The sequence below is a fragment of the Streptomyces sp. NPDC052299 genome (assembly GCF_040679335.1).
Classification (GTDB): domain Bacteria; phylum Actinomycetota; class Actinomycetes; order Streptomycetales; family Streptomycetaceae; genus Streptomyces.
In genome coordinates, this window is record NZ_JBFAUP010000005.1 from 324,565 (window position 1) to 339,107 (window position 14,543).

A 14,543-nucleotide genomic window follows, 5' to 3' on the forward strand; every position below is an offset into this window, starting at 1 on the left:
GCCGGGGTTCGACCGCGTCCCGGCCGGGAAGACGGACGGCCGGAGGGCCACCCGGCTCGGCGTGTCGTGGGCCTTCCCCGCTTATCGTCGTGCGATGCGCAGCTACCAGCCCGATCTGACCCCGCCGTGGAAGAAGTCCGCCCCCGCGCCGGAGGTGCCCGCCGAGACCGATCTGGTCGTGGAGGAGGCCGTCACCGGTTTCTGCGGCGCGGTCGTCCGGTGCGAGAAGACCGCCGAGGGGCCGACGGTGACCCTGGAGGACCGGTTCGGCAAGCACCGGGTCTTCCCGATGGCGCCGCGCGGTTTCCTGCTGGAGGGCCGGGTCGTCACGCTGGTGCGCCCGTCGGCCGGGGGTCCGGTGCGGCCCACGCGTACGGCCTCCGGGTCGGTGGCGGTGCCCGGGGCGCGGGCGCGGGTGGCGCGGGCCGGGCGGATCTACGTGGAGGGGCGGCACGACGCGGAGCTGGTCGAGCGGGTCTGGGGCGACGACCTGCGCATCGAGGGCGTGGTCGTGGAGTACCTGGAGGGCATCGACGACCTGCCGGCGATCGTCCGGGAGTTCGCGCCCGCGCCGGACGCCCGCCTCGGCGTGCTGGTCGACCATCTGGTGCCCGGCTCCAAGGAGTCCCGGATCGCGGCCCGGGTTTCGGACGGCAACGTGCTCGTGGTCGGGCACCCGTACATCGACGTGTGGGAGGCCGTGAAGCCGGCGTCGGTGGGGATCGCCGGGTGGCCGGTGGTGCCGCGCGGGCAGGACTGGAAGACGGGCGTGTGCCGGGCGCTGGGGTGGCCGGAGAACACCGGAGCCGCCTGGCAGCGCATCCTGTCCTCGGTCCGCTCCTACCGGGACCTTCAGCCCGAACTCCTGGGCCGCGTCGAGGAATTGATCGATTTCGTCACTCTTCCGGACTGATGTCCGGCAAGCCTTCCCGTCGATCCGGCACCGATCCGGACAACTGCCTGCGCATCGCACACATCATCGGTTATTGAGGGGGCCAGGCTCTTTTCGCGAGGGAAGGCACGGGGGCGATGGCACGCGAGGTCTGGCGGGACACGGCGGAGAACGAGGCGGCCTCCGCCGTCTTCCACTTCGTGCAGCAGCTCATCGACGGCTACCGCGACAACCGGCCCGTGATGCCCCTGGTGGTCCTCCAGGCCGCCGACGCCGACGTGCCGGCGGACGTGGACGCCCGGGTCGAGCAGATCGTGCGCCAGGTCCACCGGGCCAACCTGCCGCGCCGCGTCCCCCTGAGACTGCTCGACGGGCGCGGCGACACCCCGTACGACGCGGCGCTCGACATGGTCCGCACGCTGACCGAGAAGCCGTGGGAGACCCGGGGCGGATCGCAGTACAAGCCGTTCGCCTTCCCCCGCTCCCGGCTGCTCGGCGCCATCGAGCAGGCCACCGAGGCCGTGCTGCGGGACCCGGAGCCGGGCTGCACCCGGGACCGCCGCGACGAGCGCATCCTGGAGGAGCTGAGCGCGCTGCGCTGGCGGGCCGGACGGCGCGGCCGGGGCACGTGGTGGACCGCGTTCCGTGAGTCGGTGCGGCCGGAGACGTTCGTGGGGGCCGTGGTCATCGCGGTCCTGGGCGTGCTGCTCGGCGAGATCGGCTGGCTGCCGACCGTGCTGGTGGCCGTGGGGGCGGTCCTCGGGCTCGCGGTGGTCCGGCTGGTGACGACGTCGGCGCCGCCGCTGCTGTGGCTGCGCCGGGCCAGCAGGTGGTTCGCCACCACCTCCTCGCTGGCCGCCGCCAGCACCGGCTACCCCTCGGACGGCTGGTCCCGGCTCTCGCCCAGCGGTTCGTGGCGGGTGATCCGGGCGCGCGCCGCGGTGGTCGCGGGGCGGGTGGCCGACGCGGCGGCGGGCGACGAGCGGTCCCGCCAGTTCCACCTGGAGCTGAGGGTCCAGGCGCTGCTGGAGGACCTGCGCAACAACTACCGGCCGCACGCGCCGGACTGGCGGCGCGGCAAGCGGACCGTGCCGCCGGTGGTCTTCCTGCCGAGGGCCGTCCAGAGCAACGGCGGCGTCCAGCTGATCAACGCCGTCAACAACGTCCGCTCCCGGCGCAGCGAGGTCGATCCGCTGCTGCTCCTGGCCTCGCTGCCGGCGGCCGAGATCCTGCGGCACACCCCGCCGCTGCCGCCGGACCCGCCGCCGGTGCACACGGGTGCGGCGCGGGCGCGGTACGAGGACTGGGTCGGCCATCTCAGCGTGGGCCAGTCCCCCTCGGGCACGGCCACGCCCGCCTGGGTGCTGCGGCTGCCGCTGTCGACGGCCCAGCTGACCCATGAGCACGCGCACGCGCAGCTGTCCACGCAACGGGTGCGCAGGACGTGGGTGTGGTGGGTGATGTCGCGGACGACGGTCGCCTGTCTGGTGGCCGGCGCGCTGCTGGGCACGATGCTGCTGAGCAATCACCTGGCGAACCGTTACTGCCACGGTCCGCTCACGGACGTCGACACGGACTCGGTGCGGCTGGCGGGGCCGGGCGGCGGGGACAAGGAGTGCATCGGCGTGGCGACGTCCGCCCGGGTGCGCTTCGCGGAGGGCAACGGCCTGGAGCTCGACGGGGCGGGGGCGGGGGTCACCTTCGACCGGATCGAGCGGGCGGTGTCCGAGGAGAACGACTCGATCGAAACGGGCGACAAGTACGTCACGCTGATCTACGCGGGGCCGTTCACCGCCCCGTCCCCGGAGCGCACCCGCAAGGCCCTGGAAGAGCTGACCGGCGTCTACCTCTACCAGCACCACACCAACACGCTGGACTTCTCCGTGAAGCTGCGGGTGCTGACCGCCAACGGCGGGCAGGACATGCTCCAGCAGATCCCCGCGGTGAAGAAGATCATCGAGGTGGCCGAAAGGGACCCTTCGGTCGTCGGCGTGGTCGGGCTCGGCCGCGACACCACCGACAGCCCGGAGGCCACCGCGCTCCTTCAGCGGGCGGGCCTGCCCGTGGTGGACACCACCAACTCGGGCGGCTATCTGGCGACGGACTACTCCAACTACTTCGGTCTGGCGGCCACCGACCAGGAGCAGGCGGACGCCCTCGGCCTCGTCGCGAGGCAGGTGGCCGCCAAGGTGCACAGCGGACGCAAGCCCCGGGCCCTGGTCCTGTCGCGCAAGCTCGGCAACAACGACAAGGACCGCTACACGCTGGAGCAGCAGGAGGTGGGCGACGCGATGCTGAGGAAGTCGGGCTTCGAGGTGTCGGACCCCGTGGAGTACGACCTCGGGCGCCGCAGCAGCGCCGACCTGGACCGGCCGGTGCAGCGGATCTGCGCGGCGGACCCGGCGCCGGACGCGCTGTACTTCGCGGGCCGGGTCGAGGACGTCGCCAACCTGATGAGCCGGCTCGCCCACAGCTGTTCGCGCCGCCCCATCACCGTCTTCACGGGCGACGACCTGACCAAGGCCCGGCTCGACGCCAGCACGGACACCACGAAGAACGTCACCCTGTACCACTCGGCCCTCGCCCCGATGAGCCGCGGCCGCGCCGACGGCTTCTACGAGGAGTCGCACCGGGCGCTCGGAAAGCTGCTGCCCGAGGGCGTGACGCTTCCCCGCCTGCCGGAGTCGAAGCCGTACGAGGACCCGCTCTTCGCGAGCGGCCAGTCTGTGATGTCGTACAGCGCCACGGCCGCGCTGTACGACGCGGCGAGCCACGGCGACGCGGTGAACAGCGCGGCGGAGACCTGGGCGAACCTGTACGCGGTGAACCTGCGGACGATGCCCACGGGGACGATCACCTTCCGCGGCTTCATCCCGTACGAGGCCCAGGCGGGCCACGGTCTGGACGTCGTGCAGATCACCTACCCGGACGGCCGGAGCCGCGCCCGGATCATCTGCGGCCGGGCGGCGGGGGCGCGGGCGCTGACACCGGCGGGCTGCCCGCTGAAGTGAGCACCGCGTGCCCGGGGGCGTGCGGCTCGGACCGTCGTACGCCCCCGAGTGCGCGCCGTGCTCAGTCGACCAGGTCGCGCACCACCGCGTCGGCCAGCAGCCGCCCGCGCAGCGTCAGCACGGCCCGCCCGTCGGCGAACGGCGCCGGTTCCAGGAGCCCGTCGTCCACCGCCCGGCGGGCCGCGGCGAGGCCGGCGGGGGCCAGCAGGGAGAGCGGGCAGCCGTCCACGAGCCGCAGTTCCAGCAGGATGCGCTCGACGCGGCGGTCCTCGGCGGACAGGATCTCGCGCCCGGCCCCCGGCGACCGCCCCTCGGCGAGCGCCTGCGCGTACGCCCCCGGGTGCTTCACGTTCCACCAGCGCACGCCTCCGACGTGGCTGTGCGCCCCCGGTCCGGCCCCCCACCAGTCGGCGCCCCGCCAGTACAGCTCGTTGTGCAGGCAGCGGCCCTCGGGAGTGCGGGCCCAGTTCGACACCTCGTACCACGAGTAGCCGGCGGCGGCCATCGCCTCGTCCGCGATGAGGTAGCGGTCGGCGTGCGCGTCGTCGTCGGTCATCGGGATCTCGCCGCGCTTGATGCGGCGGGCGAGACCGGTGCCCTCCTCCACGATCAGCGCGTACGCGGAGACGTGGTCGGGCCCGGCGCCGATGGCCGCGTCCAGGGACGCGCGCCAGTCGTCGTCGGACTCGCCGGGGGTGCCGTAGATCAGGTCCAGATTGATGTGCTCGAAGCCGGCCGCCCGCGCCTCGGCCACGCACGCCTCGGGCCGGCCCGGGGTGTGGGTGCGGTCGAGAATCTTCAGGACGTGCTGCCGGGCGCTCTGCATGCCGAAGGAGATCCGGTTGAAGCCGCCCTCGCGCAGCTCGGCCAGGTAGGCGGGGTCCACGGACTCCGGATTGGCCTCGGTGGTGATCTCGGCGTCGTCGGCGAGCCCGAACTCCTCGCGGATCGCCGCCAGCATCCGGACCAGGTCGGCGGCGGCCAGCAGGGTCGGCGTGCCGCCGCCGACGAAGACCGTGCGGACCGGGCGCGGGTCGTCGCCGAGGACCTTGCGGGCCTGGCGGATCTCGCCGGTCAGGTGCGCGGCGTAGTTGTCGCGGGAGGCCAGCGCACCGCCGGAACCGCGCAGCTCGGTCGCGGTGTAGGTGTTGAAGTCGCAGTAGCCGCAGCGGGTCGCGCAGTACGGCACGTGCAGGTAGAAGCCGAGCGGGCGGGCGGCTGCGCCTTCCAGGGCGTGACGGGGCAGCGCCCCGTCGTCGGGCACGGGTTCACCATCGGGCAGTACGGAAGGCATACCGCCCATTGTCGCGCGCCGCCCGGCGAACGGACGCCACGCCCCGGACGGGCGCTACTCGGCCTGGAGCACGAGCAGGGCCAGGTCGTCGTCCGGCGGGCGTTCGGCGAAGTCGTGCACGGCGTGCTTGATGCGCTCCGCGATCTCCTCCGCGTTCAGCCCCGCACACCCGGAGAGCGCCTTCGCCAGCCCGTCCCCGTCGTCGAACATCAGGGCGCCCGAGCGCCGCTCCGTGACCCCGTCGGTGACGCAGAGCAGGCTGTCGCCGGGCGCCAGGTCGAAGCTCTGAGTCTCGTAGACGGCATCGTCCATCAGCCCCAGCAGCAATTGCGGCTCGGCGGCCGGCCGCACGGTGCCGTCCGGGCGCAGCAGCAGCGGCAGCGGGTGCCCGGCGCTGGCCAGGGTGCAGCGGGCGCCGCCGCCGGGCAGCGGCACCAGCTCCCCGTACAGCAGGGACAGGAAGCGGGACTGCCCGCCGTTGTCCGCGGAGTGCTGGCCCCCGGCGGCGGCGACCATGAGCGCGGCGGCCTCGGCGGCCTCCATGGCGTCGTCCAGGAGCAGCCGGTTGAGCCGGACCAGGACCTCGTCGGCCTGAAAGCCCTCGCGGGCCAGCAGGCGCAGCCAGGGGCGGGCGAGGCCGGTGACGACGGCGGCCTCGGGGCCGCTGCCCTGGACGTCGCCGAGTACGAAGCACCAGCGGTCGCCGGGGCACGGGAAGATGTCGTAGAAGTCACCGCCAACGACGCCGTCGTCGCTCGGTTCGTAGACGAGGGAGCTGGCCACCCCCGGTATCTCGGCGACCTTGCTGGGCAGCAGTCCGCGCTGGAGGATGCGGCTGATGGTGGCCTGCCGGGTGTAGGCGCGGGCGGCGCCCACGGCGAGGCCGACCCGGCGCACGAAGTCCTCGATGAGGGCCGTCAGCTCGTCGGGCAGCCGATCGGTGGACTCACGGCCCATGAGCACGGCTCCGAGGGGACGGCCGCCCGATGTGATCCGGTACGCGAAGGCGACGCCCTCCTCCTCGTCCGGCGGTTCGCCGTCCTCCCCGCTGCCGGGCCACGGCATCGAGACGGCGCCGGTGCCGACGCGCTCGGGCAGCCGCAGCGGGTCGCCCTCCAGCAGGGCGCGCAGCGTCCCGGTCCGCTCCTCGTCCACGTGCCACACCTTGGCGAGGCGGGGCACGGCCGCGGGGCCGCCGCTCTCGGGCTCCAGCCAGATCGCGCACCAGTCGGCGAGACGGGGAACGAGTAACTGTCCGGCGAGGGCCGCCACGATGTCCTCGTCCAGCTGCCCGGCCAGCAGGTCGGACGCCTCGGCGAGGAAGGAGAGCGCCCCGCGCCCGGCCCAGTCCCCGTCGTCGCGGGCGGTGCGCCGGGCGGTGGGGGCGAGCAGTTCGGCGGCGCGCAGTCCGCGGTCGAGCCCGGTCTCGCCGCGCCCCTCGGGGAACGGGTTCCAGTCGTCCACGGGCAGGCGGGCCCAGACGGTCTTCGTACCGGTGCGGTAGGTGATGCCCCAGCGCTCGGCGAGGGCGGCGACGATGTCCAGACCGCGCCCGTAGTCGGCGGGCTCGCCCACGCCCTCGGAGCTGTGCGCGTGGTCGCCGCGGACCGTGCGGCCGGGGTGGTGGTCGGAGACCTCCAGGACCAGGGCGGCCTCCTCGTCCTCAGTGGCCTCCTCCAGCCGGAAGAGCAGTTCGACGGCGGTGCCCGCGTGGACGACGGCGTTGGTCACCAGCTCGCTGACGATCATCGCGGCGTCGTCGGACAGCCGCTCGCTGAACCCGACCGCGGCGGGCAGGCCGAGCCCGGTCCACTCGTCCAGCGCGGCGGTGACGAACCGCCGGGCCGCCGCGGGCGCGAGGAGATTGCCGGGCAGGCTGGTCCGGGCGACCGGCTGTGTGCCTGTGGCGGCGGTGGTTCCGGGACGCTGCACGATGTCCCGCTGCAAGGGAATGGACCCCACAGGGCGGCTCCTGACCTGTTCTCGCTCTGCCTGTTTCTCCGTGATGCGCCGCTGACGACACGGACAGAGTGACAGATCGGCCCTTCGCATACGCGCCGAGTTACCGAAGTGGGTGGTCAAGACGTTGCGGTGAGAACGCGCCGACCCCCCGCGCCGGAGTGCGCGGGGGGCTTTCGGGGGCGTGCGCAGGTGCCGCGGGCGCGGGTCAGGCCTCGCGGGAACCCGCGTACATCTCCTCGATCAGGTCCTTGTAGGTACGCTCCACGACCGGCCGCTTCAACTTCAGGCTGGGCGTGACCTCGCCGTGCTCGATGTCGAGGTCACGCGGGAGCAGCCGGAACTTCTTGATGGTCTGCCAGCGCTGCAGGCCCTCGTTGAGCCGCTTCACGTAGCCGTCGATCAGCTCGACGGTCTTCGGGGAGGCCACGACGTCGGCGTACGACTTGCCCTCCATGCCGTTCTCGGCGGCCCAGCCGAGGATGGTGGGCTCGTCCAGGGCGATCAGCGCGGTGCAGAAGTTACGGTCCGCGCCGTGCACCAGGATGTTGGAGACGAACGGGCACACCGCCTTGAACTGGCCCTCCACCTCGGCGGGCGCGATGTACTTGCCGCCGGACGTCTTGATCAGGTCCTTCTTGCGGTCGGTGATCCGGAGGTAGCCGTCCACGGAGAGCTCGCCGATGTCGCCGGTGTGGAACCAGCCGTCGGCCTCCAGCACCTCGGCGGTCTTGTCCGGCAGCCCCTGGTAGCCCTGCATGATGCCGGGACCGCGCAGCAGGATCTCGCCGTCGTCGGCGATCCGCACCTCGGTGCCGGGCAGCGGTTTGCCGACCGTGCCGGTGCGGTAGCTCTCGCCGGGGTTGACGAAGGAGGCGGCGCTCGACTCGGTGAGGCCGTAGCCCTCCAGGATGTGGATGCCGGCGCCGGAGAAGAAGAGCCCGATGTCGGGGGCGAGCGCGGCGGAGCCTGAGACGCAGGCGCGGAGCCGGCCGCCGAACGCCTCGCGGATCTTGGCGAAGACGAGCGCGTCGGCGACCTTGTGCTTGCTGCCGAGCGCGAAGGGCACGGACGCCTTGCCGGTGCGCCGGAAGTTGTCCTGAGAGACCCGGGCGTACTCGCGTGCGACACCTGCCGCCCACTGGAAGATCTTGTACTTGGCGGCGCCGCCCGCGCGCGCCTTGGCCGCGACCCCGTTGTAGACCTTCTCGAAGATGCGCGGCACGGCGGCCATGTAGGTCGGCTGGACGACCGGCAGGTTCTCGATGATCTTGTCGACACGGCCGTCGACGGCGGTGACGTGCCCGACCTCGATCTGCCCGGAGGTGAGGACCTTGCCGAAGACGTGGGCGAGCGGCAGCCAGAGGTACTGGACGTCGTCCTTGGTGATCAGCCCCGTGGAGACGGTGGCCTTGGCCATGTACGACCAGTTGTCGTGCGGCAGCCGTACGCCCTTGGGGCGGCCGGTGGTGCCCGAGGTGTAGATGAGGGTCGCCAGCTGGTCGGAGGTGATGGCGTCGACGCGCTCGCGGACCGCCTCCGGGTTCTTCGCCAGGTGCTCGGCGCCCAGGGCCTCCAGCTCGGCCAGGGTGAGCACCCAGCCCTCGGGGTCGCCCTCGGCCGGACCGGCGCCCTCCGCGTCGATGACCACGACATGGGCCAGGTTCGGGAGCTCGGCGCGGCGCTCACGGGCCTTGGCCAGCTGGACGGCGTCCTCGGCGATCAGGACCCGGCTCTCGGAGTCGGCGAGGATGAACGCCGACTCCTCGGCGTTGGTGGAGGGGTAGACCGTGGTGGTCGCGGCGCCCGCGCACATGACGCCGAGGTCGACGAGGATCCACTCGACCCGGGTGGAGGAGGCGAGGGCGACGCGCTCCTCCGGGTTCACGCCGAGCGCGATCAGCCCGGCGGCGACGGCGTACACCCGTTCGGCGGCCTGCGCCCAGCTGAGCGACTTCCACTCGTCGGGGCCCTCGCCGCCGGCCGGGGGCACGGGGTAGCGGTAGGCCTCCCCGTCCGGGGTGGCCGCCACCCGGTCGATGAAGAGGGTCGCCACGGAGGGCGGACGGTTATCGATCATGGTCTGTGTGTCGCTCACGACATCCTCCGGGCCTGCGGCGGTGGTGCTTGCGGCTGTCTGCGTCTGCGTGCTGCGATCCCGCTTGCTTAACTGGCGAGTAACTAAGAAGTCGTGATCAGGGTAGAGCGCCCGCGCGCCCCGCGTAAGAGGCAATCGGACGCCGCTTGATAACGAACGGGCCCCCGTGTCACAGCGCGGCTGCGACACGGGGGCCCTTCGTCTGCCTGCGGGGACTACTTCTTGGCCTTGGCGTCCCCGGCGGACTCGTCGGTCGACAGCACGGCGATGAACGCGTCCTGCGGCACCTCCACGTTGCCGACCATCTTCATCCGCTTCTTTCCTTCCTTCTGCTTCTCCAGCAGCTTGCGCTTACGGGAGATGTCGCCGCCGTAGCACTTGGCGAGGACGTCCTTGCGGATGGCGCGGACGGTCTCGCGGGCGATGACCCGGGAGCCGATGGCCGCCTGGATCGGCACCTCGAAGTTCTGCCGGGGGATGAGCTTCTGCAGCTTGGCGACGAGGCGTACACCGTACGCGTACGCCTTGTCCTTGTGCGTGACCGCGGAGAACGCGTCGACCTTGTCGCCGTGCAGCAGGATGTCGACCTTGACGAGCTGGGCCGACTGCTCGCCGGTGGGCTCGTAGTCGAGGGAGGCGTAACCCCGGGTCTTGGACTTGAGCTGGTCGAAGAAGTCGAAGACGATCTCCGCGAGCGGCAGCGTGTAGCGGATCTCGACGCGGTCCTCGGAGAGGTAGTCCATGCCGAGGAGGGTGCCGCGGCGCTGCTGGCACAGCTCCATGATCGCGCCGATGAACTCGCTGGGCGCCAGGACCGTGGCCCGGACGACCGGCTCGTGCACCTTGTCGATCTTGCCCTCGGGGAATTCACTCGGGTTGGTGACGGTGTGCTCGGTCCCGTCCTCCATTTCGACCCGGTAGACCACGTTGGGCGCGGTGGCGATCAGGTCGAGGCCGAACTCGCGCTCCAGCCGCTCGCGGACCACGTCCAGGTGGAGCAGGCCGAGGAAGCCGACGCGGAAGCCGAAGCCGAGCGCCGCGGAGGTCTCCGGCTCGTACACCAGGGCGGCGTCGTTGAGCTGGAGCTTGTCCAGGGCCTCGCGCAGGTCCGGGTAGTCCGAGCCGTCCAGCGGGTAGAGCCCGGAGAACACCATCGGCTTGGGGTCCTTGTAACCACCCAGCGCCTCGGTCGCGCCGTTGTTCAGCGAGGTGATCGTGTCACCGACCTTGGACTGCCGGACGTCCTTCACGCCGGTGATGATGTAGCCGACCTCGCCGACGCCGATGCCGTCGGAGGGCGTCATCTCCGGCGAGGAGACACCGATCTCCAGCAGCTCGTGGGTGGCGCCGGTCGACATCATCCGGATCCGCTCGCGCTTGTTGAGCGAGCCGTCCACGACACGGACGTACGTGACGACGCCCCGGTACGAGTCGTAGACCGAGTCGAAGATCATCGCGCGGGCGGGCGCGTCGGCGTCGCCGACGGGCGCCGGGATGTCCCGGACGACGCGGTCGAGCAGCGCGTCCACACCCATGCCGGTCTTGGCGGAGACCTTGAGCACGTCCTCCGGCTGGCAGCCGATGAGCGTGGCCAGTTCCTCCGAGAACTTCTCGGGCTGGGCGGCCGGCAGGTCGATCTTGTTGAGCACCGGGACGATGGTGAGGTCGTTCTCCATCGCCAGGTAGAGGTTGGCCAGGGTCTGGGCCTCGATGCCCTGCGCGGCGTCGACCAGCAGGATCGTGCCCTCGCAGGCGGCCAGCGACCGGGAGACCTCGTAGGTGAAGTCGACGTGGCCCGGCGTGTCGATCATGTTGAGGACATGGGTGCTGCCCTGGCCCTCACCGGTGGTCGGCGCCCAGGGCAGCCGGACCGCCTGGGACTTGATGGTGATGCCGCGCTCGCGCTCGATGTCCATCCGGTCGAGGTACTGAGCGCGCATCTGCCGCTGGTCGACCACTCCGGTCAGCTGGAGCATCCGGTCGGCAAGGGTCGACTTGCCGTGGTCGATGTGCGCGATGATGCAGAAGTTGCGGATCAGCGCCGGGTCGGTACGGCTCGGCTCGGGCACGTGGAGAGGAGTCGCGGGCACGCAGGGTCCTGATTCTTGAGACGCCGGACGCCGTGTCTCGGGTCGGTTCGGGTCGGGGCGGATCTGTACGTAGCCTCCATCGTCCCACGCCTGCGGGGCGGCGACCGGTTTGGGCCGGTCGGACCCCTCCTGCTACCGTGGAGAGCTGTGCCATGTGGCTCTCGGGCCGCACGGACACACATCGAAGATCCAACGAACCTGAAAAGGCTCTTTCGTGGCGAACATCAAGTCCCAGATCAAGCGGAACAAGACGAACGAGAAGGCGCGCCTGCGCAACAAGGCCGTCAAGTCGTCGCTCAAGACCGCGATCCGCAAGGCCCGCGAGGCCGTCGCCGCCGGCGACGTCGAGAAGGCCACCGTCGCCGTGCGCGCCGCGTCCCGTCAGCTGGACAAGGCCGTCTCGAAGGGTGTCATCCACAAGAACGCCGCCGCCAACAAGAAGTCGGCGCTGGCCTCCAAGGCTGCCACCCTCCAGGGCTGAGCGATCTGATCCCACCGCCGGAACGGACCAAGCGGGCCCTCTACCCCGCTCCTGCCCGGCCCCCGCGCCGCACACCGAACCTGCGTTCGCCACGCGGGTGCGGCGCACCCAGCTCGAACCCGAGGCCCCGCGGTCCTTTCCCCAGGACAGCGGGGCCTTCGGCGTGGGCGGCCCAAGGCCGACCCGGCAACCCAGCGCGTGGGGTACTTGCGGACGCATCGACCGCGCGTCCGAGGCCCGCCCGGCGAAACCCAGCCCGTCCGGCGATTGAGGACGCCTGAAAGGCAGGTCCAAGCCCGTCCGGCGATTGAGGACAACCGCGGCCGCACAGGGCCCCCGCCGCACCGCACTACCGCGGGCTACGCCCGCCCCGGGCCGCACCCGCCACGGCCACCACCGCCTTCTCCAACGCGTACTCGGGGTCGTCCCCGCCCCCCTTCACCCCCGCGTCCGCCTCCGCGACCGCCCGCAGCGCCACGGCGACACCGTCCGGCGTCCACCCCCGCATCTGCTGCCGCACCCGGTCGATCTTCCACGGCGGCATCCCCAGCTCACGGGCGAGGTCCGCCGGCCGCCCCCCGCGCGCCGAGGACAGCTTGCCGATCGCCCGGACCCCTTGCGCCAGCGCGCTGGTGATCAGGACGGGCGCCACCCCCGTGGACAGCGACCAGCGCAGGGCTTCCAGGGCCTCCGCCGCCCGCCCCTCGACCGCCCGGTCGGCGACCGTGAAGCTCGATGCCTCGGCCCGCCCCGTGTAGTAGCGCCCGACGACCGCCTCGTCGATCGTGCCCTCGATGTCCGCGACGAGCTGCGACACCGCGCTCGCCAGCTCCCGCAGGTCGCTCCCGATGGAGTCGACCAGCGCCTGGCACGCCTCGGGCGTCGCGGACCGCCCGAGCGCGCGGAACTCGCCCCGCACGAAGGACAGCCGCTCGGCCGGCTTCGTCGTCTTCGGGCACGCGACCTCGCGGGCCCCTGCCTTACGGGCCGCGTCGAGCAGCCCCTTGCCCTTGGCACCGCCCGCGTGCAGCAGGACGAGGGTGATCTCCTCGACCGGGTCGTCCAGATACTTCTTGACGTCCTTGACCGTGTCCGCGCTCAGATCCTGCGCGTTGCGCACGATGACGACCTTGCGCTCGGCGAACAGCGAGGGGCTGGTCAGCTCGGCCAGCGTGCCCGGCTGGAGCTGGTCGGGGGTGAGGTCCCGGACGTCCGTGTCGGCGTCAGCGGCGCGCGTGGCCGCCACCACCTGCTGCACGGCTCGGTCGAGGAGCAGGTCCTCCTGCCCCACGGCGAGCGTGAGCGGGGCGAGCGGATCGTCGCTGGAATTCTTTCTGGTGGCCATCGCCGTCCAGCATCCCACGGGCCGCTGACAGCCCGGTCCCGGCCGCGTCCGCCGCCCCCTCCCCCGTATCCGAGAATGAGCACGTGAGCGATGAGAGACACGTGCTGGTGCTGCCCGACCGCGATGCCGCCGAGGAGGCGGCGGAGGAACTCGCCGACCGCTTCGGCGTCACCGACGAACCGCAGCTCGTGCGGGACGCGCTGGCCGGCGAGGACGACGCCGAGGACGCCCAGTGGCTGGTCGTCGTGGAAGACCCGGACCACCGTCTCGACCCGGCGGCGCTCGACGCGTTCGCGGCGGAGTACGAGGGGTGGCTGGAGGCACCGTAGGACCGGCCCCGCAGGGCCGGCGGTCAGCCCTTCGGGACGATCTGGATGTCCATCTCGACGGAGATGCTCGGGCCGACGACCGCGATGCCGCGCGCCAGCATGGTCTGCCAGGTGAGCGTGAAGTCCTCGCGGTGCAGCTGCGTGGTGGCGCGGCAGGCGGCCCGGGCCTCGCCCTCCATGCCGTTGCCGAGACCGAGGTACTGGGTGTCGAGGGTCACCGTACGGCTCACCCCGTGCAGCGTGAGCGCACCGCTCACACCCCAGCGGGTCCCGCCCCGGTGCACGAAGCGGTCGCTGTAGAACTCCAGCGTCGGGTACCGGCCGACGTCCAGGAAGTCGCTGGAGCGCAGGTGATCGTCGCGCATCTGGACGTTCGTGTCGATCGACGCGGCGTCGATGATCACGTGCATCGCCGAGTCCTCCATGCGGTCGGCGATCCGCACCGCCCCGGCGAAGGTGTTGAACCGGCCGTGGATGCGGGCCATCCCGATGTGCCGGGCGGTGAAACCGATCTGGGAGTGCATCGGTTCGATCTCCCAGTCGCCCGGTTCGGGCAGCTGCGGCGGGGCGGCGACCTGAAGGGTCACATCGCCGAGGCTCGCGTGGCCGCTCTCGGTGACCGTGGCCGAACCGTGGAAGGGGGTGAACCCGTCCGCCGTGACGGCCAGCCGGTACTCCCCCGCCGGAACCGTGGCCACGACACTGCCGTACGGGTCGGTCTCGCCCCCGACCACCTTGCGCCCCGCGCGGTCCGTCAGAACGAACTCCGCCTGCGTCACGGGCTCGTTCACCGGGTCCAGCACCCGGCAGCTGAGAACACCCGCCGAGTCCGGCACCACCAGCCCGGCGAAGGCATTGCCCCGAGCCGCACCCGTCGCGCCCTTGTTTCCGAACCAACGGCCGAACATCTCCACACACTCCCGGGCACTCGCTCACCTCGGGCCGGAGGGCAGACGTCGTTGTCGGAGCAGCGGCCCGCCGACGAGCATGCATTCGACCACCATTGAGGCGTTCGAGGCAAACAGAGCGGCTGACGTCACCTTG

The 14,543-nt window shown here is 71.9% G+C and carries 10 protein-coding genes; 4 read left to right on the forward strand and 6 right to left on the reverse strand.

What is annotated here, in order from left to right; translation table 11 throughout:
* Nucleotides 1-94: 94 nt before the first annotated feature.
* Complete coding sequence (locus AB0L33_RS11380) at nucleotides 95-913, forward strand: DUF3097 domain-containing protein (protein ID WP_365679979.1); 819 nt, start codon at nucleotides 95-97, stop codon at nucleotides 911-913.
* A 116-nt stretch (nucleotides 914-1,029) separates the two neighbouring features.
* Nucleotides 1,030-3,903, forward strand: coding sequence for a hypothetical protein (locus tag AB0L33_RS11385; RefSeq protein WP_365679981.1), 2,874 nt, complete (start codon nucleotides 1,030-1,032; stop codon nucleotides 3,901-3,903).
* Nucleotides 3,904-3,964: 61 nt separating this feature from the next.
* Here the strand turns inward: AB0L33_RS11385 and hemW are convergent, their stop codons facing one another.
* From hemW to lepA, 4 genes are all read right to left on the reverse strand, one after another.
* On the reverse strand, nucleotides 3,965-5,206 hold the full coding sequence (gene hemW / locus AB0L33_RS11390; RefSeq protein WP_365679983.1) for a radical SAM family heme chaperone HemW: 1,242 nt from the start codon (nucleotides 5,204-5,206) through the stop codon (nucleotides 3,965-3,967).
* A gap of 45 nt (nucleotides 5,207-5,251) precedes the next feature.
* On the reverse strand, nucleotides 5,252-7,144 hold the full coding sequence (locus tag AB0L33_RS11395) for an ATP-binding SpoIIE family protein phosphatase (protein WP_365680148.1): 1,893 nt from the start codon (nucleotides 7,142-7,144) through the stop codon (nucleotides 5,252-5,254).
* 220 nt (nucleotides 7,145-7,364) lie between these two features.
* A complete protein-coding gene (locus AB0L33_RS11400) occupies nucleotides 7,365-9,254 on the reverse strand; it encodes a long-chain fatty acid--CoA ligase (RefSeq protein ID WP_365679985.1) in 1,890 nt (629 codons plus the stop codon).
* 215 nt (nucleotides 9,255-9,469) lie between these two features.
* Nucleotides 9,470-11,344 carry a translation elongation factor 4 gene (gene lepA / locus AB0L33_RS11405; RefSeq protein ID WP_365679987.1) on the reverse strand — a complete coding sequence of 625 codons (1,875 nt, stop codon included), beginning with the start codon at nucleotides 11,342-11,344 and terminating at the stop codon, nucleotides 9,470-9,472.
* Between the two features lie 214 nt (nucleotides 11,345-11,558).
* Here lepA and rpsT point away from each other — a divergent pair, with 214 nt between their 5' ends.
* Nucleotides 11,559-11,825, forward strand: coding sequence for a 30S ribosomal protein S20 (gene rpsT / locus AB0L33_RS11410; protein WP_018103239.1), 267 nt, complete (start codon nucleotides 11,559-11,561; stop codon nucleotides 11,823-11,825).
* A 349-nt stretch (nucleotides 11,826-12,174) separates the two neighbouring features.
* Here the strand turns inward: rpsT and holA are convergent, their stop codons facing one another.
* Nucleotides 12,175-13,170, reverse strand: a complete 996-nt coding sequence (gene holA / locus AB0L33_RS11415) for a DNA polymerase III subunit delta (protein ID WP_365679989.1) — start codon at nucleotides 13,168-13,170, stop codon at nucleotides 12,175-12,177.
* Between the two features lie 83 nt (nucleotides 13,171-13,253).
* Between holA and AB0L33_RS11420 the strand changes: the two genes are divergently transcribed.
* On the forward strand, nucleotides 13,254-13,499 hold the full coding sequence (locus tag AB0L33_RS11420) for a hypothetical protein (RefSeq protein WP_073965243.1): 246 nt from the start codon (nucleotides 13,254-13,256) through the stop codon (nucleotides 13,497-13,499).
* Nucleotides 13,500-13,522: 23 nt separating this feature from the next.
* On the opposite strand, the gene AB0L33_RS11425 is transcribed toward AB0L33_RS11420, so the two are convergent.
* Nucleotides 13,523-14,407: a YceI family protein gene (locus AB0L33_RS11425; protein ID WP_365679991.1), complete on the reverse strand. Its 885-nt coding sequence runs from the start codon at nucleotides 14,405-14,407 to the stop codon at nucleotides 13,523-13,525.
* Nucleotides 14,408-14,543: the final 136 nt, after the last annotated feature.